Source organism: Mucilaginibacter aureus, assembly GCF_053514885.1.
Genome location: NZ_CP170601.1, coordinates 2,816,382 through 2,837,546, shown reverse-complemented (window position 1 = coordinate 2,837,546; position 21,165 = coordinate 2,816,382). Strand labels below are relative to the sequence as shown.

General features: G+C 45.0%; 20 protein-coding genes and 2 tRNA genes. 6 read left to right on the top strand and 16 right to left on the bottom strand.

All coding sequences use genetic code 11. The features are described from left to right. Window positions 1-70: 70 nt before the first annotated feature. A complete protein-coding gene (locus ACFGVR_RS12160; RefSeq protein ID WP_448697376.1) occupies window positions 71-403 on the bottom strand; it encodes a hypothetical protein in 333 nt (110 codons plus the stop codon). Window positions 404-768: 365 nt separating this feature from the next. Here ACFGVR_RS12160 and ACFGVR_RS12155 point away from each other — a divergent pair, with 365 nt between their 5' ends. The 3 genes from ACFGVR_RS12155 (at window position 769) to ACFGVR_RS12145 (ending at window position 4,794) form a co-directional block, all read left to right on the top strand. Next, window positions 769-1,419 carry a DNA polymerase ligase N-terminal domain-containing protein gene (locus ACFGVR_RS12155; RefSeq protein WP_448697375.1) on the top strand — a complete coding sequence of 217 codons (651 nt, stop codon included), beginning with the start codon at window positions 769-771 and terminating at the stop codon, window positions 1,417-1,419. A 68-nt stretch (window positions 1,420-1,487) separates the two neighbouring features. Next, window positions 1,488-3,455 carry a DNA ligase D gene (ligD, locus tag ACFGVR_RS12150; protein ID WP_448697373.1) on the top strand — a complete coding sequence of 656 codons (1,968 nt, stop codon included), beginning with the start codon at window positions 1,488-1,490 and terminating at the stop codon, window positions 3,453-3,455. Between the two features lie 55 nt (window positions 3,456-3,510). Beyond that, the gene (locus ACFGVR_RS12145) at window positions 3,511-4,794 is read left to right on the top strand and encodes an Nramp family divalent metal transporter (protein WP_448697372.1); all 1,284 of its coding nucleotides are present in this window, start codon (window positions 3,511-3,513) and stop codon (window positions 4,792-4,794) included. A 132-nt stretch (window positions 4,795-4,926) separates the two neighbouring features. Here ACFGVR_RS12145 and ACFGVR_RS12140 read toward each other — a convergent pair whose 3' ends face one another. The 5 genes from ACFGVR_RS12140 to ACFGVR_RS12120 all read right to left on the bottom strand — a co-directional run bounded on the left by ACFGVR_RS12140 (window position 4,927) and on the right by ACFGVR_RS12120 (window position 9,037). Further along, the gene (locus ACFGVR_RS12140) at window positions 4,927-5,109 is read right to left on the bottom strand and encodes a hypothetical protein (RefSeq protein WP_448697370.1); all 183 of its coding nucleotides are present in this window, start codon (window positions 5,107-5,109) and stop codon (window positions 4,927-4,929) included. Window positions 5,110-5,184: 75 nt separating this feature from the next. Next, the gene (locus ACFGVR_RS12135; protein WP_448697368.1) at window positions 5,185-6,147 is read right to left on the bottom strand and encodes a glycoside hydrolase family protein; all 963 of its coding nucleotides are present in this window, start codon (window positions 6,145-6,147) and stop codon (window positions 5,185-5,187) included. 278 nt (window positions 6,148-6,425) lie between these two features. Beyond that, on the bottom strand, window positions 6,426-7,334 hold the full coding sequence (locus tag ACFGVR_RS12130; RefSeq protein WP_448697366.1) for a helix-turn-helix domain-containing protein: 909 nt from the start codon (window positions 7,332-7,334) through the stop codon (window positions 6,426-6,428). Window positions 7,335-7,512: 178 nt separating this feature from the next. Beyond that, on the bottom strand, window positions 7,513-8,277 hold the full coding sequence (locus tag ACFGVR_RS12125) for an SDR family NAD(P)-dependent oxidoreductase (RefSeq protein ID WP_448697364.1): 765 nt from the start codon (window positions 8,275-8,277) through the stop codon (window positions 7,513-7,515). A 106-nt stretch (window positions 8,278-8,383) separates the two neighbouring features. Continuing rightward, the gene (locus tag ACFGVR_RS12120) at window positions 8,384-9,037 is read right to left on the bottom strand and encodes a YceH family protein (protein ID WP_448697362.1); all 654 of its coding nucleotides are present in this window, start codon (window positions 9,035-9,037) and stop codon (window positions 8,384-8,386) included. Between the two features lie 74 nt (window positions 9,038-9,111). Here ACFGVR_RS12120 and ACFGVR_RS12115 point away from each other — a divergent pair, with 74 nt between their 5' ends. Further along, window positions 9,112-9,930 carry an MBL fold metallo-hydrolase gene (locus ACFGVR_RS12115; protein ID WP_448697360.1) on the top strand — a complete coding sequence of 273 codons (819 nt, stop codon included), beginning with the start codon at window positions 9,112-9,114 and terminating at the stop codon, window positions 9,928-9,930. On the opposite strand, the gene ACFGVR_RS12110 is transcribed toward ACFGVR_RS12115, so the two are convergent. Then, window positions 9,917-10,963, bottom strand: a complete 1,047-nt coding sequence (locus ACFGVR_RS12110; RefSeq protein ID WP_448697359.1) for a YCF48-related protein — start codon at window positions 10,961-10,963, stop codon at window positions 9,917-9,919. The two genes, ACFGVR_RS12115 and ACFGVR_RS12110, sit on opposite strands and share 14 nt — an antisense overlap. After that, window positions 10,960-11,391, bottom strand: a complete 432-nt coding sequence (locus tag ACFGVR_RS12105) for a DUF2147 domain-containing protein (RefSeq protein WP_448697358.1) — start codon at window positions 11,389-11,391, stop codon at window positions 10,960-10,962. The genes ACFGVR_RS12110 and ACFGVR_RS12105 overlap by 4 nt, the downstream gene beginning before the upstream one ends. Before the next feature lie 120 nt (window positions 11,392-11,511). Between ACFGVR_RS12105 and ACFGVR_RS12100 the strand changes: the two genes are divergently transcribed. Together ACFGVR_RS12100 and ACFGVR_RS12095 are read left to right on the top strand one after the other, a co-directional pair. Continuing rightward, window positions 11,512-11,595: transfer RNA gene (locus ACFGVR_RS12100), tRNA-Leu, on the top strand. A 164-nt stretch (window positions 11,596-11,759) separates the two neighbouring features. Continuing rightward, window positions 11,760-11,843 (top strand) — tRNA-Leu (locus ACFGVR_RS12095). Window positions 11,844-12,036: 193 nt separating this feature from the next. Here ACFGVR_RS12095 and ACFGVR_RS12090 read toward each other — a convergent pair. The 8 genes from ACFGVR_RS12090 to ACFGVR_RS12055 form a co-directional block, all read right to left on the bottom strand. Then, complete coding sequence (locus ACFGVR_RS12090; protein WP_448697356.1) at window positions 12,037-13,476, bottom strand: glycogen-binding domain-containing protein; 1,440 nt, start codon at window positions 13,474-13,476, stop codon at window positions 12,037-12,039. A 3-nt stretch (window positions 13,477-13,479) separates the two neighbouring features. Beyond that, entirely contained in the window at window positions 13,480-14,451 is a 972-nt protein-coding gene (locus ACFGVR_RS12085; protein WP_448697355.1) for an aspartyl protease family protein, read from the bottom strand. Between the two features lie 122 nt (window positions 14,452-14,573). Then, entirely contained in the window at window positions 14,574-15,335 is a 762-nt protein-coding gene (locus ACFGVR_RS12080) for an MBL fold metallo-hydrolase (protein ID WP_448697354.1), read from the bottom strand. Further along, on the bottom strand, window positions 15,332-15,610 hold the full coding sequence (locus ACFGVR_RS12075; protein WP_448697352.1) for a hypothetical protein: 279 nt from the start codon (window positions 15,608-15,610) through the stop codon (window positions 15,332-15,334). The genes ACFGVR_RS12080 and ACFGVR_RS12075 overlap by 4 nt, the downstream gene beginning before the upstream one ends. A 122-nt stretch (window positions 15,611-15,732) precedes the next feature. Then, window positions 15,733-16,407 carry a LolA family protein gene (locus ACFGVR_RS12070; protein ID WP_448697351.1) on the bottom strand — a complete coding sequence of 225 codons (675 nt, stop codon included), beginning with the start codon at window positions 16,405-16,407 and terminating at the stop codon, window positions 15,733-15,735. A 44-nt stretch (window positions 16,408-16,451) separates the two neighbouring features. Further along, entirely contained in the window at window positions 16,452-19,022 is a 2,571-nt protein-coding gene (locus tag ACFGVR_RS12065; protein WP_448697350.1) for a DNA translocase FtsK 4TM domain-containing protein, read from the bottom strand. A gap of 279 nt (window positions 19,023-19,301) precedes the next feature. Continuing rightward, window positions 19,302-20,069, bottom strand: a complete 768-nt coding sequence (locus ACFGVR_RS12060; RefSeq protein ID WP_448697348.1) for a haloacid dehalogenase type II — start codon at window positions 20,067-20,069, stop codon at window positions 19,302-19,304. Window positions 20,070-20,072: 3 nt separating this feature from the next. Further along, window positions 20,073-21,149 carry a hypothetical protein gene (locus ACFGVR_RS12055; protein ID WP_448697346.1) on the bottom strand — a complete coding sequence of 359 codons (1,077 nt, stop codon included), beginning with the start codon at window positions 21,147-21,149 and terminating at the stop codon, window positions 20,073-20,075. Window positions 21,150-21,165: the final 16 nt, after the last annotated feature.

Sequence of the window (21,165 nt, the reverse complement as noted above, 5' to 3'; positions counted from 1 at the left end):
CTGTAATAATCATTATTGCCTTACAGCTAATTTAGCCGGTTTGTATGGCATAAATTAAGTATTACTAAAATTATGCAGCCAGTTTGATGGCGTTTAAATAATAGATCAGTATCGGCATGTATTCATCGTAGCACAGGCTACCGCAATCCAGTTGTTTTTGCCCTTTAAATAAGATATAAACAATGCGGCCCTCGTTATTGGCCTGCATGTGAAACTGCCAGTCTTTTTGTGTTAAAAAAATGCTAAAACCACCCGTCCAGGTAGTGTTTAACATTTTGGCCTCGTATAAGCCTTTATTGCTAATATGGCTTATCAGTTTTTCGGCGTTGGTCTTAGCCAGGTCGTTGGGTTCTAAGTAACCTTCAAATGCTTGTTTTATAGCTACTTCAATTTCGGGATGCATAACAAATACTATTTTAGAAAATTAAAGGGATCCTATTTATTTGTCTTTGCTCATCACTAAACACACCATTCTTAATCGCAAAGTTTTTACCTGCGCAGGCCGTCAACTGCAGCCTCTGCTAGCCGGTAAAATGCGTTGTTTCTTCAAAAAAAAGTAAAACGCTTTTTTAAATGTACGCATAAGAAAAATAAAATGCAATTTTTTATAAACTTTTTTGCACTTTTTGCAGATTTAACAAGATCAAAATGCAGATTATGATGTTAAAATTCATCGAACACAGTATATCACCTCAAAAAATTGCTTAAAAAAGCCTTAAAACCTTTCTCAGGCTTACATTGTTGAGTTGTTAAATAACACCTGCAAATATGGGCCTGGCTAAATATGTTGAGAAAAGGGATTTTACCAAGACATCCGAACCAAAATCGGGTGCAAGCACAGATAAGGACGCTTTGCGTTTTGTAATACAAAAACACGATGCATCGCGCCTGCATTATGATTTCAGGCTCGAGATGGAAGGTGTACTGAAAAGCTGGGCCGTACCTAAAGGCCCCTCGACCGACCCAAAGACCAAACGGCTGGCTATGATGGTGGAAGATCATCCGTACAGCTACCGTACCTTTGAGGGTATCATCCCGCAAGGGCAATATGGCGGCGGTACTGTTATCGTGTGGGACGAAGGTACCTATGAACCTATTGAGAAGATCGAGGGCAAAAAAGCACAAGAAAAACATCTGCTTAAGCAACTCAAGGATGGCTCGCTAAAAATTGTGATGCACGGTAAAAAGTTAAAAGGCGAATATGCTTTGGTAAAAACCCACGGCATGGGCGAGAATGGCTGGTTACTGATCAAGCACAACGACAAATTTGCAGCTACTACTGATATTACAAAAAAGGAAGATTCGGTCATATCGGGAAAAACCATTGCCGAGGTTGAGAAAACGAGCGATAATATATATGGGAAAACCAAACGCCCTGACGAAAAAAAAAGCATGAGCCTGCTGTTGAAGAGCAGATAGCCCAAGAGGTAGAGCCCGTACACGATGAGGATTTAGGTGATGCTTTAAAAAAAGCCCGTAAATCGGCTATGCCAAAAAATATCAAACCCATGCTGGCCACATTGGTTGATGAGCCTTTTGACGATCCGGATTGGGTGTACGAAGTAAAATGGGATGGATACCGCTCTATAGCCTACATCAACAAAGGCGAAGTGGAACTGCAATCGCGCAACAACAAACCTTTTAATGACAAGTATTATCCGCTTTATAATGCACTGACCAAGTGGAAGATTGATGCTGTTTTGGATGGCGAGATCGTGGTATTGAACGACAAAGGGCAATCCAACTTCGGTAACCTGCAAAACTGGCGCAGCGAAGCCGATGGCGAGCTGGTTTATTACGTGTTCGACTTGCTTTGGTATGATGGTAAAAACCTGATGGACCTGCCGTTTAAAGAACGCAGGGCGGTTTTAAAACAGGTTTTGCCAACCGGCGATGACATGATACGCCTGAGCCAGGTATTTGACGCCAGTGGTACCGAATTTTTCGCTGCTGCCGAACGTATCGGGCTGGAAGGGATCATTGCCAAAAAAGCCGGCAGTACTTACTCGCCCGACCTGCGCTCAAAGGAATGGCTTAAGATTAAGGCACATAAACGGCAGGAAGTGGTGATAGGTGGCTTCACTAAAAACGAAGGCACGGCGAAACAATTCAGCTCGCTGCTATTGGGTGTTTATGAAAATGGCGTGCTACAATATTCAGGCAAGGTTGGTACAGGCTTTAACGATAAGATGCAGCAGGAAATGATGGCGCAGTTTAAGCCGTTGATCACGGATAAAAGTCCGTTTGAAGGAGCAGTTGACGTCAACAAACCATCACGCTTCCGGCCTAATCCGCCAAAGGCTAAAGCCACCTGGTTAAAACCACAATTAGTAGGCGAAATAACGTATGCCGAAATAACCAGCGACGGCGTGTTCCGACATCCATCGTTCCAAGGCATGCGCGATGATAAAAAGGCTAAGGATGTGATCCGCGAAAGCGAGGCAAATACGGACGAAATTATTAAGGACGTGGAAAAAGAAGAAAAGCACCAACTGATATCGGCACCTAAAAATACGGGCAAAAAAACCTTGCTTAACCCTACCGAAGAAACGCAGGTGAAGAAAATATGCGGGCACGATCTCAAATTCACCCATTTAAGCAAGATCTACTGGCCCGAAGATAAGGTAACCAAGCGCGACATGTTTAACTACTATTACCAGGTTGCCGAATATATTTTGCCTTATCTGAAAGACAGGCCGCAATCGCTGAACCGTTTCCCGAACGGCATACACGGACCAAGCTTTTACCAAAAGGATGTGAAAGGCAAATCGCCCGATTGGGTGAAGACTTTTCCTTATACCAACGGCGAGGGCGAGCATAAGGAATATCTGGTGGGTAATGACGAGGCTACTTTATTATGGATGGCATCGTTAGGATGTATTGAAATGAACCCCTGGTTCAGCCGGATACAATCGCCGGATAACCCCGATTTTTGCGTGATAGACCTGGACCCGGATAAAAACACATTCGACCAGGTGATCTCGGCCGCGTTAGAAGTAAAAAAAGTTTTAGACGCGATCGATGTGCCATCGTACCCCAAAACATCCGGCTCAACCGGCATGCATATTTATATCCCGCTTGCCGCGAAATATGATTACGACCAATCGCAAATGTTTGCGCGGCTTGTTGTTAACCTGGTGCACAAACAAATACCCGACTATACCAGCCTTGAACGTATGATAGCCAAACGGGGGGGTAAAATGTACCTCGACTTTTTACAGAACCGGCCGGGGGCTACCATTGCCGGGCCCTATTCGCTGCGGCCAAAGGTGGGTGCTACGGTATCAATGCCATTGGCATGGGATGAGGTAAAACCGGGACTGACCATGAAGGACTTTACCATTTTTAATTCGGTAGCGCGGTTAAAAGAAACCGGCGATTTGTTTAAAGAGGTTTTAGGCAAGGGTATCGACCTTGAAAAAACCACTAAAAAAGCACAAAGCATATTTGGTTAAGAGATGACGGCGATCATGTTTCTGATGCAAAGTTTTAATTTAACTTTACAGAACGATGAAACAACCGCCTAAGAAAAAATTCTGGAAGTTTTTGAGCCTGCTCGGCCCGGGCCTAACTACCGGTGCTGCCGACGATGATCCATCAGGCATAGCCACCTACTCGCAAACCGGGGCGCAATTTGGCTACGGCCAGCTATGGACGGCCCTGTATATGCTGCCCTTTATGGCGGCTGTACAGGAAGCCTGCGCGCGCATAGGTTTGGTAACCGGCAAGGGCATTGCGGCAGTGGTTAAGGAGCATTACAGCAAACCTGTTTTGTATGCCGTGGTTAGTTTGGTGGTAATTGCCAATACCATTAACATTGGTGCGGATATTGGTGCGATGGCAGCAGCGGCCCAGCTACTGGTTCCGCTTTCGCTGATCATTTTAACCTTGTTTTTTACAGTTACTATTTTGGTGTTGGAGATCTTTACCAATTATAAGGTCTATTCAAAAATATTAAAATGGCTTGCCCTTGCCTTGCTGGCCTACCCTATCACCGTTTTTATTGTGCATCAGCCCTGGGGCACTGTTTTAAAAGCCACGGTTGTACCGCACTTTGAGTTTAATTTTGCTTTTTTGTTTATTATAACCGGGGTATTAGGTACCACCATTTCGCCCTATATGTTTTTTTGGGAAGCCTCGCAGGAGGTAGAAGAACAAAAAGATCACCGTGTTGCCATCGTAAACGGTAAACCTCAAATATCATGGAGAGCTATTCGCCGGATGCGGATCGATAATAACGCCGGGATGATCATATCCGAAATTACAACCTGGTGCATATTATTGGTTGCGGCCACGGTGTTACATGGCAGCGGGGTAACCGATGTAAAAACTGCCGCCGATGCCGCCAAAGCATTGGAGCCTTTGGTACATTCGTTCCCGCACGCTGGTTTTTTAGCCAAGCTTATTTTTTCTATCGGGATCATCGGTTTAGGCTTATTGGCGGTGCCCGTACTTTCGGGATCGGCGGCTTATGCCGTTTCTGAGGCTTTTAACTGGGAATCGGGTTTAAATCTTAAACTGCAAAAGGCACATGGTTTTTACGGGATCATTACCATTTCCACTTTAATTGGCCTGATCATCAACTTTGTAGGCATTGATCCGGTAAAGGCATTGGTTTATGCAGCCGTATTGAACGGCGTAGCCGCAGTGCCCTTGTTATTTTTAATAGCCCGCATAGCCCGCAACCAAACCATTATGGGCGAATACAGGAGCAAAGCACTATCAAACGGCTTGCTGTGGTTTACTTTTATCGCGATGGGTGCGGCGGCAGTAGCCATGTTTTTTACGCTTTAACCGTTAAACACTTCGCCGCCGTTAACATGGAAACCTGCCCGGTAATATAAGAGGCATCATCCGAAGTAACGAATACATAAGTCGGGGTAAGTTCCGGCGGTTGCCCTGCATAGAAATCCGGATGGGATTTATTTAACAAATATTAAGCTTTTTAGCTTTCGCTTCCAGACTGGCCACTTTTTGTTTGTAAAATACCCCCCGGTAACGCTTAACCTCATGCAAAAGCGCTAATGCTTCTGCAATTATTGCCAACTCGGGTGATCTTGACTGTAATGAAATCTCCTCTTCGAAATTATATTGTTTTGCGTTTTCCATATCAGCACATTTGGGGATAACAAAAATATGCTAAAAATATTAGTAAATTAAATTATTTAAAACTTTTTTGTGAGGTTATTTGAATTTTGGCGCCACATAGTTTTTCACCGGGTTCACCACTATCCATGATTGGCCCTGCTCGGTTAAACAAGCTGAGAAAAACGCCGTGATCTCGCCTTTTTCATTGGGGTACACAAACGGGCGTTCGCGCCTTTTAAAGGTTTGAGTGGTACCATCATTATAAGTAACCGTTTTGGTATAAACCGATTCTTTAGATACCGCCTTGTAGTGAATGCCATCAGCCGAGTAATACTGTCCGCCGTTTTTGCCTACACCGGTAAGCTTGCCGGCAAAATCGCTCAGCAAAACATTGTATTGGTTTTGCGCCCACCAGATCGTAGGGTCTTCAAGCTGGCAGCTATCGGGTAATAAATTGTTGCCGCCGCCAAGCAAAGTGTACTTACCATCAAATGCAGATGCGGTATAGGCCTGCGCCACGCGGATGTTATTAATAGATTTACGCCCGAAAACATAAATACTGCCATCGCTTTTTACCAGCGGCGCCGGGTTTGAAAATGGCATGACTTCGGCATCTATGCGGTTCCATGGCCCGGTAATATTATCGGCCCAGGCATAACCTGTTTTGTTGGCGGTTGAAATGTAGTACAGCACATATTTATTGCCGGCCTTTACAATTTTAGGGTTATGCGCCCGCTCTTTATCCCATTGCCCGGGACGCTTTTGGATCACCACTTCCTGGAAAGTATATGGCCCGTACAGGTTATTTGATGTAGCGCGTACAATTTCAGAGTAGGTTGTCCAGCCACCCAGGCCATATTGCTCGGGCCAGCGCGAAGCAAATAGATGGTAGGTATTGCCAACTTTGATAACCGACGGGCACCACAAAATATAGCCTTCCATTTTAAAGCCCGCGCTTTTGATAGCGGGTTGAATAGCGTCTTTTAAAGTTTGTGCGTGGGCGCTGATGATGAGTAAACTCAATACGCTTTGCAATAATATGATCCGAAAAACTTTCATGCATTAATTTATTTGCTGCAATTAAGGCATAAAACCAGCAACAATATTCAACCGGATTGGCTAAGGCTTAAGTGGTATTGGTTCCTAAAAATTTGGTTTGCGCCAGTCAAGACTCCTTCCTTGGGGAAGGGTGCGGATGACCTTGCGGTGGCGGGAAGGGGTCATTTTGTCGACTTGCATATTTAATAGAACCCCTCCCTACACCCTCCCGTTGGGAGGGAATCGCACACGCCAACGCTTTTGTTAATATTTCGAACTCAACTAATTGGTTATCTCAGTTATGTGCGGAAAGCCAGCGGCGTGGTGGTGGTTTGCTTTTTAAAGTAGTTTGAAAAATGGGCCACATCATCAAAGCCCAGGGTGTAGGCAATTTCGGCGATGGTCCATTTGGTTTGTCTGAGCAATAATTTGGCTTCCTGTATCACCCTTTTGCTAATGATCTCGGTTGTGGTGCTACCAGTTACCTCTTTTAGTACCTTGTTAAGGTGGTTTACGTGCACGGCAAGACGGTCGGCATAATCGTTGGGGGCGCGTAAGGTTAGCCTTTGGTGAGCTGAATCGAGCGGGAACTGCCGTTCGAGCAACTCGATAAATAATGTGGAAATGCGTTGCGAAGCATTTTGTGTGGTACTCAGGGCCGACATGGGCTGTAGTTTTTGCCCGTAATGGATCAACTCCATTACCAGGTTGCGCAGTAGGTCATACTTGTATTTATAATCGGCTGCAAGTTCGCGGTGCATCTTTTTAAAGATGTACTCCATCTCGCTGATCTCCTGCTCTGAAAGTTCAAAAACCGGGATCTGCCCCGGCTGGAATATCGGCAACTCATCCAAAGCAATACCCGATTTACCTGAGGCCAGGAAATCGGGTGTAAAAATGCAAAACATACCGGTTTGGTTATTATCAAGAGCCACCCAGTTGTACGGTATTTTGGGCGTGCCGAATATCAGCGCATTTTGCTCGATATCGATCACTTTATCAGCATACTCCGCCCTGCTTCTCCCCCTAATCCAGCTTATTTTATAATAAGCCCGCCGGTTATATACCATAGTGCGCTCTTCTGCCTTTTTAGCAAACAGCTTTTCGGTTTCAAAAACGTTAAAGTGCCCAATCTCTTTGGCGATACCCTGCGGAAGCTGCGCACCGCTGTCCTGGTAAAATTCTTCGAGTGTGGTTGGAGTGGGCATTGCTGTTTGTAAAATTCAAAGTTAGGTAAGTTATCTGCGTAAAGCAAAAGCGGGTGTTTTAGGAATGTGTTTCTTAAACCGTAAAAACACATCCCCCCCACCTCCTCTTCCAGCCGCACCCCTTCTCAAGAAGGGAGTCGTGGCGGCTAAACAATCTTCAAAATTAATAGGATGTTAATTACAATAACATGCCACCCGAAGCTTCGATACGCTGACCATTAACCCAGCGGGCATCTTCGGTACATAAAAATGCAACCACGCCGCCGATATCTTCGGCTACGCCTGGTCTGCCCAGTGCTGTGATGGAACTTACACGTTTTTGCGTTTCTTCGCTTGAGCGTAAATGACCACCACCAAAATCCGTCATGATAGCACCCGGAGCAACGGTATTGGCCCTGATGCCGCGTGCACCATATTCGGCAGCAATATAACGGGTAAATACCTCGATAGCGCCTTTCATGGATGCGTAAGCCGATGACCTTGGCATAGAAACACGTGCAAGCCCGCTGGAAATATTAACCACGCCGCCACCATCGTTCATCAGCGGAAGCATTTTTTGAGTTAAAAAGTAAACACCTTTAAAGTGGATATTAAGCAATTCGTCAAAAATCTCTTCCGTTACTTCTTCAATTAATTTATAAGCTCCGGTACCTGCATTATTGATCAAAAAGTCGATGTGACCGGTACCGAAGTGATCGGCTAAAATGTTATTCAACTGACCGGTAAATGCATCAAAGCTTTTGATATCGCCGGCGTTAAGCTGAAGCGTTGCAGCCTTTTGCCCGGTTTGCTCAATTTGTGCCACTACCTGTTGTGCTGCTTCAATATTGCTATTATAGGTCAGGATAACGTCGATCCCTTTTTCGGCAAGGCGCAGGGCCATGTCTTTGCCTAATCCGCGGCTGCCGCCGGTTACCAGTGCTATTTTATTTTTCTTTTCCATTTTGCTTTATTTTTGTGATACAAAGATGGTGCAGAAAACCAGGCGTGTGTTTGTAGCAATCAATCTATTATTTGCAAAATTCAAACTATTGCAAAAACAGAACACCCTACCCCATCAGCTCTTTCATCAGTTTTTCGAAGGCTTCTTTCAATTCGGCCAGTTCGGTTTCAACTTTAGATAAACGGCCTTCCAGTTCACCTACCGAACGGCGGGCGGGTTCTTCGGGCTGGTCGTCTTCGGTAAAATCAAAAGTACCGCCCAGCAAATGCATGTAACGTACTTCTTTTTGCCCTGCGCGGCGTGGCAATTGTTGTACAAATGGCATTTCGTCCGATGAAATGCGCTCTAAAACCTGCTGCACTTCTTCCAACGATTCAAACTCCCACAACCTGCCCGAATTGGTATTTAGTTCGCCGGGAGTTTGCGGGCCACGCAGTATCAACAAACAAATTAAGGCCACCTCGGCGGGCAATACCGGGAATACGATGGCAAAGTTGTGCTTGTATTTGGTAGCGCGGCTGGAACCTCCGGTTGCCGTTGAGATCAATCCGCGCTTTTTTAAACTATCCAAAGCGAGCACTACAGTTTCTTCATCATAATCAACCACCGGGCGGCGCGATGTTTTTTGATTGCAGGCCGTGGTAAGCCCATTTAAGGTCATGGGGTAATAATCGGGCGTGGTTTTGCTTTTTTCCATTAAAGCGCCTAAAACACGCAGTTCGGTATCGTTTAAAACAGGCAGATTGATCGGGGTATCCATTGTTGATAATTAGTAGTGCAAGATGTAAATTTTAGAACAATTTTTTGTTAAAAATCAGGTTACTTTGTAGTTAAATGTCGTTATTCATCGCATCACTCAATTCGGGCAGCAACGGTAATTGCTATTACATTGGCAATGAGCGCGAAGCCGTGCTGGTTGATGCCGGTATTTCCTGCCGCGAAACCGAAAAACGGATGGCCAGACTTGGCCTTACGATGCAAAAGGTAAAGGCTATTTTTATTTCGCACGAGCACTCGGACCATATACGCGGTGTTGAGGTACTGGCTAAAAAGTACAAACTGCCGGTTTATATTACCCTGCATACCCTGCAAAATGGAGGCTTGCATTTAGATGATAACCAGGTGATACCTTTTTCAGGATATCAGCAGATATGCATCGGCGATCTGTACATTACCGGTTTTCCTAAAAACCACGACGCTATTGAGCCACATAGCTTTATGGTTACCTGCGGAGATATTAAGGTTGGGGTATTTACCGATATCGGCGAAGCCTGCGAGCATGTGATATTTCATTTCGGGCAATGCCATGCCGCGTTTTTAGAAGCTAATTATGATGATGACATGCTGAATAATGGTCGTTATCCTTATCATTTAAAGGCACGCATCCGCGGAAGCAAAGGGCATTTATCAAACAAACAGGCGCTGGATATATTTACCGGACACAAGCCTGCTTATATGAGCCATTTGCTGTTAGCACACTTGTCAAAAGATAATAACGACCCGGCTTTGGTGCAGCAATTATTTGATGCTTACGCCGATGGAACCACGATAGTAGTAGCATCGCGATACGAAGAAACGGCAGTTTACCATGTTACCGGTACGGGGCAGCCCTCAGAGCTTGACGCTGCCAGGCTGCAGTTTACTTTGTTTTAACTTCGCTGTAAAGGCCTATTTTGCCACCGTTGCCGGCAAATACAATAAACTTACCATGATGCCCGCAAACGTTAAAGCTGGTGTTATCTATCTTGGCCCAGGTTACGCCTGCATCTTTACTGATGTTGGTACCCGAGGTACCGGTTGAGATATAGACCTTACCCGAAATATATTGCACACACGATTGAAAACCCGGTGATATTTTGGCCAACGCCCAGGTTTTACCCGCATTGTTTGAGTAGCACACAGTCGAATCGGTGCGTTGATCGTGCTGGTAATCGCCGCCAACAACTACCCAATGCTTACTATCTGATGTAAATGAAAAAGCGCCCGAACTGTTGGTACCATGCGCGATGGGAAGCGGGGTGTATTGCCATTTTTTACCATTAATGAGCGAATAGATGAGGTTTGCGGCGCTGCCGCCCGAAACGATCAATAATCCATCGGTTTTCATTAAACCGTTATCATAAATACTGAAGCAAGTGCCGCTGGCAGCAAAACTCGCTTCACCCTCCCTGCCCGCAGGCGATTTGGCCACATCTCTTTGCTTCCAGGTTTTGCCGCGATCTTCAGTTTCAAATATCACAAAACGGCCGTTTATCGGGTCGCCCATAACGCTGCCGTATTTGCCGTTAAAATCCATCGCATCAAAAAACACCGAAGTATCGCGGTTATGGTATTTTATCTGCCAGTTTGCGCCGCCGTCGAGCGTTTTTAAAATAAGCGCGGGCGTACCCGAACTCATGATCACTGCTTCTTTATCAGAAAAAGCCTGTATATCCCTAAAATCAGATTGTTCGAACCCTTTAACCTGCTGCCACTGCCATGTTTTCCCGGCATCTTTAGTAAGGGCTACGGTGCCCTTACTGCCGCTTACCCAGGCAATTTTATCGCTAACCACACAAAGACCGCGTAAACTGGCGCCCCTGCCGGGTTGTTGTGTAACCGTGATCTTTTGAGCGGATACACTGTTTAAGAAGGTTAAAAACATCAGTGCTGCGACACCGATCTTAGTTATATAGATTTGTTTCATTTAACTTTTGTCCATACCTCGGTACGGCCGAATAGCGATATGCCGATGTATCCTCTTATTTTTAAAGTGTTGTCAACCAGCGTCATTTTGCAGCTGTAAGTTTTACCGCTTTTGGGATCATAAATCGTACCGTCCTCATAAGTTTTACCATTAAAGGTAAAGTCTTTCAGTAACTCCAGGTTTAGATCCGGCCTTGTACGAAGTGCCGGATCGGGGTTATTTTTATCCATTTTGGGATGCCCGTTTTCGTCGGGTACCTTTATCCAACCCAGTTTGCCAAAGTACTTATTCCCTACCTTATAGATCCATATCTGGTCTTCACCAGATGGGTTTAACCATTTGCCTACGATGGCATCGCCATTATTTTGCGCTAAAACACTTAACGATGCTACCAGGAACAGCATTAAGATACTTGCTTTCTTTATCATAATAAAATCAATTAATTGGTAAACTAAAGTAACCTTTTGGCGATGGAATATCAAACATTATCAATTTTATATTTATTTGAAGGGTTTAAATAATCCTGTTATATTTGCAGCCCATTGCCTGCCCGGATGGCGAAATTGGTAAACGTTGCGGTCTCAGAAGCCGTTGAGAATTGTCTCTTGAGAGTTCGAGTCTCTCTTCGGGCACATTGTTTTTAGATATGAGTATTGAGATATGAGATTTGAGATAATTTTCTCACATCTCATATCTAACCTCTCAAATTCTTTTTTTGGATCTGAGTATGGAGATCTGAGTATTAAGATAATAATTGTCTCATATCTCAAATCTAACGTCTCAAATCTAATTTAAAGCCCAGGTGGCGAAATTGGTAGACGCACCATCTTGAGGGGGTGGCACTCGTAAGGGTGTGGCAGTTCGAATCTGCTCCTGGGCACATTTTTCAGTCTTGAGTCTATATTCTCGAGTCTTTTATCCACTAAATATTTCCTGGATTGACGATAGGAAGCTCCGCCGGAGCTCAAAGATTTTGTCGGCTATTCTATAAACAGGTTACTCCTCCGGAGTTAGCAATTGTGATATTCCAACTTTATGACTCCGGACTATTGACTCAAGACTCCGGGACTAATCTACCTCTCCACCCACAACACCGAATTACCGGTATTAAATTGATTTTGTTCCCAAAGCTTATTACCGGGATCAATGATCCAGTTACCATCTACCAGGTATTTATAGAGCGCTTTGCCGGGTTTAAGGCAAACGCTGATCACCCACTGATCGCCGCGATGTGCCATTCCCCAGCCCGGTTCGTTCCAATCATTAAACGTTCCCGAAAGACGAACTGCATGTGCGTTGTTATATCCTTTTAAGGTAAAGGTATGGTTAGGCTTAACTGCTAAAAACGAGTTTGTTTCACCATCTTGTTCTATATAGTTATCGTTACCCGGATCGGTCATCCAGCGGCCATCAACAATAAACTTGTAGCCGTAGTTACCGGCAGGTAATGCATAAGGCAACACCCATTGATTACCCGAGCGCGACAAGTGCAATTCGTTAGTGCGCCATTTGTTAAAGCTGCCCGACACCACTACATTTTTGGCATTGGCAAAGCCATTCAGCCTGAACACCACCGGCTCGCCGATATTCAATACCGAGTTGATATTTCCGGCAGCATCGGTTTGGGTGGTTGGGTTTAATGGGTCTTTGGTCCATTTACCATCAACCAAAAACCGGTAAGCATGGCTGCCCTCGTGCAGGTACATGGACCGCTCCCATACACCGCCATGCGGCATCATCACAATTTGGTTCGGGTTCCAGTTGTTAAAGCTGCCGGCCAGCATAATTCGTGCAGCCTTAGGGAAGGCTTTAAGCCGGAAGGTATAATTGTATTTAAAGTACACTGAGTTATGATCGTCAAAGCCATCATCTTCTTTCAGCAGGTTACCGGCGTCGCTTATCCAGCGGCCGTTAACCACGAACTTATACAGGTATTCGCCCGAATTGAGTTTAATATCGTATATCCAGCCGCTATCGGTTTTGATCATCACCCCTTTTGATGTGCTCCAGCTGTTAAAGTTGCCTGAAAGCAAAACCCGTTTAGCTTTCAGGTTAGCCGGAAGGAAGAAGCGGGTAACACCCGATGGCAGTTCGTGCACGTTTTGCCTGATAAAACTATTGATGCCAAATTTCACATCATCATCAGGATACCCGGGCTGCTTATCGTGCATCACCATGTTTGATGTGATCAGGAAGGGTTTCATCTGTGCATTATTGGCCAGTTCGTTCAGGGGTTTCAATAGCATCAGGCGGTTGTTCTCCATTCGGCTAACGGTCCATCCATCTTTTTGCAGGGCATCAATATTACCCCGCAAAAGGGCATCGGCAGTAGCGTTTTTAATATCGGCAATGCGCAGCAGGCTATCTATCTGGGCTTTTTTTAGTTTCAGATCCAGGTACAATACCATCTGATCATCGCTGATCGTAAACGCGTTGTTTTTAATTTGGGCAAAGGCAGGCCAGGCTGTGTAAAACACCAGCATCAATAATCCTATGGTAGCCCTTTTTAACATCAATTATTCGTTTTTATTGGTATACATTATGAACTCTTTTTTCACAAAATTGATAGTAAAAACCGCCCTGCCAAAAAAGTCGCAGCCTAACATTCCGTCAATATCCTTGCCATAGGCTTTGCCCATTTGTTCCAAACTGGTAATAATTACCTTGTTATTGGTAAACACCCGTTCGCCAATCACCAATTTATCAAACTTTGCGTAAATTACCTCAAAAGTACTGCCACCAATACCTGTTAATTTCGACCGGTTGATGATCTGTAACGTAGGCATCAGCTTTTTAGCCTGATGATAATCGATCAAATTGGTTTCGGCACCGGTATCAAACGAAAACCACATGCTGTTATCGTTTACCGAAGCCTTAAACAAAATAGCGTTATTGGCATAATAAAATGGCATTTTCAATATCGGGTCGTGAAATAGCTGCTCAGCTGCGGGTATTTCACCGCTTTTATCCAGCTTATGGATGTACAACTGGTTTTGAAACAGATCGACAGTGATGGCGAATTTAGAAAATAGTTTTGTGCCCAATAAGCCCAGTATTTTAATATTACGGCTATTCTCGATGGCCGAAAGGTTGGTTACATCGGCCTGGAGCCTGTCGTAATGCAATTCGGCAATATCCAGATTACGCACGTTGGTACGGAAGGCGGTACCGGCATCGCCATTAACACCGCCTGCATCCTGATCGCTGTAATGCGGGTAATTGCGAAAGTAAGTTTGATTAAGCACCAGGTACGGTGCGCCGGTATCAAGCACAAAGTTACCTTCCATAGTATCCACTTTGGCTTCGAGGATGATGAGGTTTGAGACTCTTTTAATAGGGATGACCAGGGTGGTAAATTCGCCTGAAGGTTGGGGATCTGTCCAATACGCTCCCGGAAAGATGATCTTACCCGGCCCACCGGGTTTAAATGCAGCTGCCTGGCTATAAATAGCCAATAATAACAACAACATATAAAACCTGCGTAACATCAATACAATAAGATAAATGTTTAGGTATAGACGCCGGTACCGGTAGGCAAGTTACAGTAAATAAGTTTTAAATAATGTTAATGTGGGGAGTTTAACATCTTTTAACAAGGGTAAATGTAGGTCTACAACTCGAATTTCAACCCATCATAAGCCAGATGGATATTGGGCGGCAGCTCAAGCGAAACATCGGCATGCTTGCCGAGGCGGTGACTGATGTGCGTAAAATAGGTTTGCCCAGCCCCCATTTCCTGCGCAAAGGCAATGGCCTCGTCTAAGGTAAAGTGCGAAATATGTTTATCGCGCTGCAGCGCATTGATCACTAAAACTTTGGAGTCTTTTATTTTAGCGCGCTCTTCTTCGGCAATAGTTTTGGCATCGGTGATATAGGTAAAATCGCCGATGCGGAAGCCCAGTACCGGTAGTTTATAATGCAATACTTCTATCGGGATAATGGGCACGCCCTGCACCTCAAAAATTGCGTTGGTTATGGTATTGAGGTTTACCTGCGGGATACCGGGGTATTTAAACTCCTCGAAAATGTACATAAACTCGCGCTTTAACGCTTCCTGTACGCGTTCGGTGGCATAAACATCAATGGCCGATTGCTGCCTGAAGTTAAAAGCGCGGATATCGTCCATACCGGCGGTGTGGTCCTTGTGCTGGTGGGTAAAGATCAGCGCATCTAAACGCTTAACCTTTTCGCGCAGCATCTGGTACCTGAAATCGGGACCCGAATCGATCACGAACACCTTACCATCAATTTCTATCATTACCGACGACCGCAGGCGCTTGTCCTTTGGGTCTGTCGAAGTACATACTTCGCATTCGCAGGCTATAACGGGTACGCCTTGCGATGTTCCGGTACCTAATAGTGTGACGGTCACAGTTGCAGTTTGGTTTGGGTTATCTGGTGTAAAAAAGCTATTTGTTTTTCATCGAGCAATTTATGGTCAATTTCCAGCTCCAGCAAAAGCTCGATAACCGAATGGATCTTACTTTCTAAATTGGAGAACTTATTGACCACCACAATACGGCTGTTTTGCAATACACAGGCGCCGGTTTTAAAGTTACCCTTTTCATACCGAATTCGGTAACCTGCGGCTTTGAGCAGATTTTCGAGTTTTTCGAGGGTATGTTGTGTGAAGGTAAGATGTGACATGGAAAATGGAAGATGTATTTAATTGTTTAACGAATAACACACCCCTCCACCCCTCTCAAGAGGGGAAGCGCACCTGGCCCTGGCTTTTTTCACATCTTCCATCGTACCTCTCCCATCTTCCATTACCGAAGGTCAACTACCTCAACACCCGGATGCGCTTTCACATCGAAAGCAAAAACAGCATCGGGCACATTTACATTTGGCGTAAAGGTTTGCATGGTGTAAGTGTACTTATTGCCGTTTTTATCAAAAATTAAGGCGCTGTAAATTTGCTTTTTGGCTTTGTCTATCATCAGGCGCACCTTAAAAAAGTTTTTTTTAGCATCGGTAGGCGTCATGTCTATCGTTTCGTAAGTAACGCCGCCTTGCCTTACCTCGCCGGTGTAAATGTAATTAAAGCCTTTTTCGTAAATGGTAAAAATGTGCGCCGGGTTTAAAGCGTCCTCGTTGCTGGTTACGTCGTTTACCTGTACTTCGTTATCCTTTTTCAGGTAGGTCCATTGCTCTTTACCATTGCTGATCAGTTCCTGGGCAACAACCGGTGTTTTGCCTTTGGTATACAGCGTTACTTTAAATTTATTAGCTTTTGATTTTGCGATGAGCGTGCCGGTTTGTGTTTCCTTCAGATTGGCCTGCGGGCTCTCTAAAGTATACATAAAGTTGGTTTTTACTACATCGTAAGTTTTGTATTTTTTACTCACTTCGGATAAGATAGCCTTAGCCTGGCTATCTTTTTGGGCATAACTTTGTGCAATTGTACTCGCTGCCACTAAAACATATATCGCTATCTTCTTCATTTATCTGTTATTCTCATCTATCACTCAAAAATTGCTCCAATTTGCTATTTCTGATTTTGTAATTCTTCTAAAAACTGGTTAAAGTGACTGTCATCCTGAAACAGCACTTCGCGGGCCTTACTACCCTCAAACGGGCCAACAATTCCGGCAGCTTCCAATTGGTCGATAATGCGGCCCGCGCGGTTGTAACCTAATTTTAGCTTGCGCTGGATTAATGAGGTTGAACCCTGCTGGTGCATCACGATCAATCGCGCAGCCTCTTCAAACATCGGGTCGCGGTTATCGGCGTCAAATTCTTTTGGCGATGAGCTTTCACCTTCGCCCACATATTCAGGCAAGGCATAAGCTTCTGCATACCCGCGCTGCCCGCCAATGAAATCGGATATCTTATCCACTTCGGGCGTGTCCACAAAGGCGCACTGCAAGCGGATCAGATCGTTCCCGGTTGATAAAAGCATATCACCGCGACCGATCAACTGATCGGCACCGCCAGAATCAAGGATGGTGCGCGAGTCGATTTTTGACTGCACCCTGAACGCGATACGTGCCGGGAAGTTAGCCTTAATGGTACCCGTAATAATATTAACCGACGGGCGCTGCGTAGCGATGATGAGGTGGATACCTATAGCACGTGCCAGTTGGGCCAAACGGGCGATGGGTGTTTCCACTTCCTTACCGGCGGTCATCATCAAATCGGCAAACTCATCCACGATCAGCACTATAAAAGGCAGGTAGCGGTGGCCCTCGGTAGGCAGCAGCTTGCGATTAACAAACTTGGTGTTATACTCTTTAAGGTTACGTACCTGCGCATCTTTTAACAGATCATAACGCGCATCCATCTCAATACATAACGAATTTAACGTATTGATCACCTTTTTGGTATCGGTAATAATGGCGTCGGCCTCGTCGGGTAGCTTGGCTAAAAAGTGGCGCTCAATTTTACGGAACAGTGTAAGTTCCACCTTTTTAGGATCTACCAGCACGAATTTCAATTCGGCAGGATGCTTTTTGTAAAGCAGCGATACCAGCAATGCGTTAATACCTACCGATTTACCCTGACCGGTTGCACCGGCCATTAACAAGTGAGGCATTTTGGCCAGATCGGCAATAAAAACCTCGTTACTGATGGTTTTACCTAAAGCCACCGGCAGATCCATCGTGGTATTTTTGAACTTATCGCTCTCTAAAACCGAGCGCATCGACACCATTTCGGGGTTTTGGTTTGGCACTTCGATACCGATAGTACCCTTGCCCGGCATCGGTGCGATGATACGAATACCCAGGGCCGCTAAGCTTAACGCGATATCATCTTCGAGGTTTTTGATCTTGGAGATGCGCACGCCCGGCGCCGGTATAATTTCGTACAGGGTTACGGTTGGCCCGATGGTCGCCTTGATCTTATCGATCTCGATGTTGTAATGGTTAAGCGTTTCAACAATTTTGTTCTTATTGGCTTCCAGTTCTTCCGAGTTCACCGAGATCTTGTTCGAGCCGTAATTTTCCAGCAAGTCCAAGGGGGGGAATTTGTAAGAAGATAAATCAAGCCTCGGGTCAAAAGCGCCGAATTGCTCCACCAGGTCCTGACTGGTTACCTGGTCTTCTTTTTCTATGCTCAGTTCGGGCTGTGGTCGTTCTTCGTCGACGGTTAAAGGGATATCGGTATCCAAACTTGGCGATGGTGTTAAAACCACCGGTTTATGGAAGGTATTTACCGGCAGCGGTTCATCAATTTCGGACTCCGATCCGGGTTGGGTGTAAGTAAACTCCTGTTCGCGTGGTTTAGTTACCTCGATGTTTTGCTGCATCCGTGGTCGCTCAATAGGTTCAGCCTCTTCGGCACCCTCGGTAAACCTGCCTTCAAACGGGTCGAAAACGGTATTGGTTATTAAGGCATCAGCAGCAAGCTCAGGTTCTTTCTTTTTGCGTTCGGGCAGTTTAAAATCGATATTGTAAACAATGATGAGGAAGGTAAGGGCAGCAAATATAATGAGCCCCGCGGTACCCGCCCCGCCTATCTGGGCCTCCAGCAGGCGATCGCTCCAGTAACCAAACTCACCTTCAAGGTAATGCGGGTATTCGCTAACCAGGCCATGGAAAAAGCCGATAGCTACCGAAAAAAAGATAATGCCGAATACCGCATAAGCCAGTGTTTTACCCACCGGGAACAACCGTACTTTAAACAGTAAACGGTAGCCGATGATAAAAAACACCACCACAAAAATAAACGAGGCCACGCCAAACCACTCGTAAATAAACTGGTTGGATAGTAAGGCGCCCAGCTTGCCGGCCGTATTAACCACTACCGGATTTTTAACCCCGTTATTAATTAACTCCTGCTGGGTTTTAAACAGATTGTGCCAGCCGCCGTTGGCCTTTGATACATAGCTCTGATCCTCCTGCCAGGTAAGCAGGTACGATGTGAACGCCACCAGGAAGTAAATAGAGATCAACAGGAAAAATGCTCCAACAACCTTAATCAAACGGCCATCCTTTAAATCAAAAGACGGAAGCCTTTCCACTTTTTGCCGTGGGGCCTTTTCGGTTTTTGAAGAGGTATTGGGCTTATTATCGTCCTTAAAACTGTTTGATTTAAACTGATTTCCTTTTACCGGCATTCTGTATTAGATAGCATTAAAGCACAAAGATAAAGTTAATAGGATAAAATGAATTATTTAAGGTATTTTAAAAAGTGTTGATAACAAAAAGGAGAGGTTTTTAATATCTCTCCTTTTTAAAATTGTGTTTTTATGAGTTGTTTATCACATCTTGTTGATATACGCATGATAGATAAGCCCGCCTGCTAACATCAGGGTTATTGTTGAAATAAAAATTTCGGCTGTCAATCTTCCCTTGTCTTTAGTTTTGATCGCTAACACAGGTTGGCGTTAAAAACCTTATTTCAGGTTACAATACGCAAGCAAGTCTTTCATCTCCTTACCTTCTACGTCGGCGTAAGCGTCTAATTGTTCGGCGGGCATACCCTGGCGGTTGAGCCAGAATGTTTTGTAGCCAAACTGTTTGCCGCCCGCTGTATCCCATCCCGCAAATGACACAAATAAAATATCCTGCTTAGGCAATTTAAAAGCATCTATCGCCATTTGGTAAGCTGATGGATCGGGCTTAAATTTTTTCACCTTGTCGGTGCTTAAGGCGTGATCAAAAACGCCGGTGAGCCCGCTGTTTTCAATTCCTTTTTGCATCATTTCGTCCGTAAAGTTTGATAACAGCGTCAGTTTGATGCCTGCCTGTTTTAGTGTTTTAAGCGCACCGGCAACATCGGGCCATGCATGTAAATTTAAAAACGCCTGCATTAATTGCTGTTTTTTTGCTTCGTCAAGCTCCAGCTTAAGCGCTTTTGCTGCGAACGCCAGGGCATCGCGGGTAACTGTAAAAAAATCGGCATAGTTGCCCATTTGGTTACGCAGCCAGGTGTATTCAAACTGCCTGGTTTTCCACTGACTGACCAACTCAGCACCGTGTTCGGGGAATAACTCCTGAGCCAGTTTAAAAACCGGCCGAGGGTCAAAAATGGCCAAACCATCAAAGGCTATAGCTTTAAAGTGATTAGTTTCGGCAAGTAATATATCCGCAGGTTTGGCCAATAATACGCTGCCTAATAGCATACCGGTAAGGGTTATAAATTCTGATCTGTCAATGTTCATCGGTTAATTTTTAAACAACCCTGCTTTCAGGTCGCTCCCAAAAGAACCGGCTACCAATTGCAGGTAGTTGCGTTTGCTTTGATCCGTTTCGATCTCAATTTTGCCTGTAGTGCGCACATTGGTCATCGTCAGAAAATCAACAGATGAGGTGTTGCCTCCCGCCGCGGGCCCTGCGCCAAAGCCTGCAAGGGTTCCGTTACCGGTAAAAATACAATCGTGAGCCTTAAAATGAGTGGTATCGCCTTGTTCGCGAACCCAGGCTGTTTTGCAGTTGGCAATAATATTATGATGGAAATCAAAATCAAGGCCGTTGGTATTGGTTGTTGTCCACACGCCACTAAAATAACATCCGTAAACCAGGCAATAGCGCATACTGTTACCGTTACTGGTGTGGGTATCAGTTTTCCAAAAAACAACCGGGTTTTTGCAGTTAAAAAATACGCAATGATCAAGCACAAGGCCGTGGCCATTGGCTATAACACCAACATGCAGGGGCATAACATCGGCATTACCTGCAAACAGGCATTGGGTTACCAATAAATCGGTAAGGCTTTTACCATCTCTCCATATGGGGTATGATCGGTTTAATTCCTTTTCGCTTTTGTAGGAATAATCTGGACTGCCGGTGAACCGTATACCTGCAATAGTAACGTGATTAACCTCGGTTTGTATGCCACGCGCCTCGTCACCACCAAAACCCCGGGCAAGCGGCACAATAGTAACCACCACGGGCATTTTTTGTGGCGACCAGTCTTTGTCGTCAGGCATCACTTCTGCACGTATGGTAAGGCGTTGTACCGGGGTGTATTTGTTGTTGTTAAACAAGGCTGTTTCTGTCAATAAATGGATACCCTCCGTCAAAATAATTTCTGCAGCGATCTTGTCCTTATTCAGGTTTGCCCTGCGTGCCGCCTCGTTAATGGTTTTTAAAGGCGCTTCCTGCGTGCCTGGGTTGGCATCAGCACCAAGCTTAGGGTTAACATAGTATTGCTGTGCATTGGCAAAGCACGCCAGCAGTACAAGTACCATCCCCAAAAAAATATTTTTAACAGAGTTATCCATGCTGATATCAGATTTCACCCGCAAGTGGTACAGG

Excerpts from the sequence above, each read along its gene's own strand:
- ACFGVR_RS12140 (WP_448697370.1), bottom strand. The coding sequence starts at position 5,109 with ATGGAAAACGCAAAACAATATAATTTCGAAGAGGAGATTTCATTACAG.
- ACFGVR_RS12155 (WP_448697375.1), top strand. The coding sequence starts at position 769 with ATGGGCCTGGCTAAATATGTTGAGAAAAGGGATTTTACCAAGACATCC.
- ACFGVR_RS12125 (WP_448697364.1), bottom strand. The coding sequence starts at position 8,277 with ATGGAAAAGAAAAATAAAATAGCACTGGTAACCGGCGGCAGCCGCGGA.
- ACFGVR_RS12070 (WP_448697351.1), bottom strand. The coding sequence starts at position 16,407 with ATGAAGAAGATAGCGATATATGTTTTAGTGGCAGCGAGTACAATTGCA.
- ACFGVR_RS12085 (WP_448697355.1), bottom strand. The coding sequence starts at position 14,451 with ATGTTACGCAGGTTTTATATGTTGTTGTTATTATTGGCTATTTATAGC.
- ligD (WP_448697373.1), top strand. The coding sequence starts at position 1,488 with ATGCCAAAAAATATCAAACCCATGCTGGCCACATTGGTTGATGAGCCT.
- ACFGVR_RS12110 (WP_448697359.1), bottom strand. The coding sequence starts at position 10,963 with ATGAAACAAATCTATATAACTAAGATCGGTGTCGCAGCACTGATGTTT.
- ACFGVR_RS12135 (WP_448697368.1), bottom strand. The coding sequence starts at position 6,147 with ATGAAAGTTTTTCGGATCATATTATTGCAAAGCGTATTGAGTTTACTC.
- ACFGVR_RS12120 (WP_448697362.1), bottom strand. The coding sequence starts at position 9,037 with ATGGATACCCCGATCAATCTGCCTGTTTTAAACGATACCGAACTGCGT.
- ACFGVR_RS12160 (WP_448697376.1), bottom strand. The coding sequence starts at position 403 with ATGCATCCCGAAATTGAAGTAGCTATAAAACAAGCATTTGAAGGTTAC.
- ACFGVR_RS12115 (WP_448697360.1), top strand. The coding sequence starts at position 9,112 with ATGTCGTTATTCATCGCATCACTCAATTCGGGCAGCAACGGTAATTGC.
- ACFGVR_RS12075 (WP_448697352.1), bottom strand. The coding sequence starts at position 15,610 with ATGTCACATCTTACCTTCACACAACATACCCTCGAAAAACTCGAAAAT.
- ACFGVR_RS12060 (WP_448697348.1), bottom strand. The coding sequence starts at position 20,069 with ATGAACATTGACAGATCAGAATTTATAACCCTTACCGGTATGCTATTA.
- ACFGVR_RS12090 (WP_448697356.1), bottom strand. The coding sequence starts at position 13,476 with ATGTTAAAAAGGGCTACCATAGGATTATTGATGCTGGTGTTTTACACA.
- ACFGVR_RS12145 (WP_448697372.1), top strand. The coding sequence starts at position 3,511 with ATGAAACAACCGCCTAAGAAAAAATTCTGGAAGTTTTTGAGCCTGCTC.
- ACFGVR_RS12105 (WP_448697358.1), bottom strand. The coding sequence starts at position 11,391 with ATGATAAAGAAAGCAAGTATCTTAATGCTGTTCCTGGTAGCATCGTTA.
- ACFGVR_RS12065 (WP_448697350.1), bottom strand. The coding sequence starts at position 19,022 with ATGCCGGTAAAAGGAAATCAGTTTAAATCAAACAGTTTTAAGGACGAT.
- ACFGVR_RS12130 (WP_448697366.1), bottom strand. The coding sequence starts at position 7,334 with ATGCCCACTCCAACCACACTCGAAGAATTTTACCAGGACAGCGGTGCG.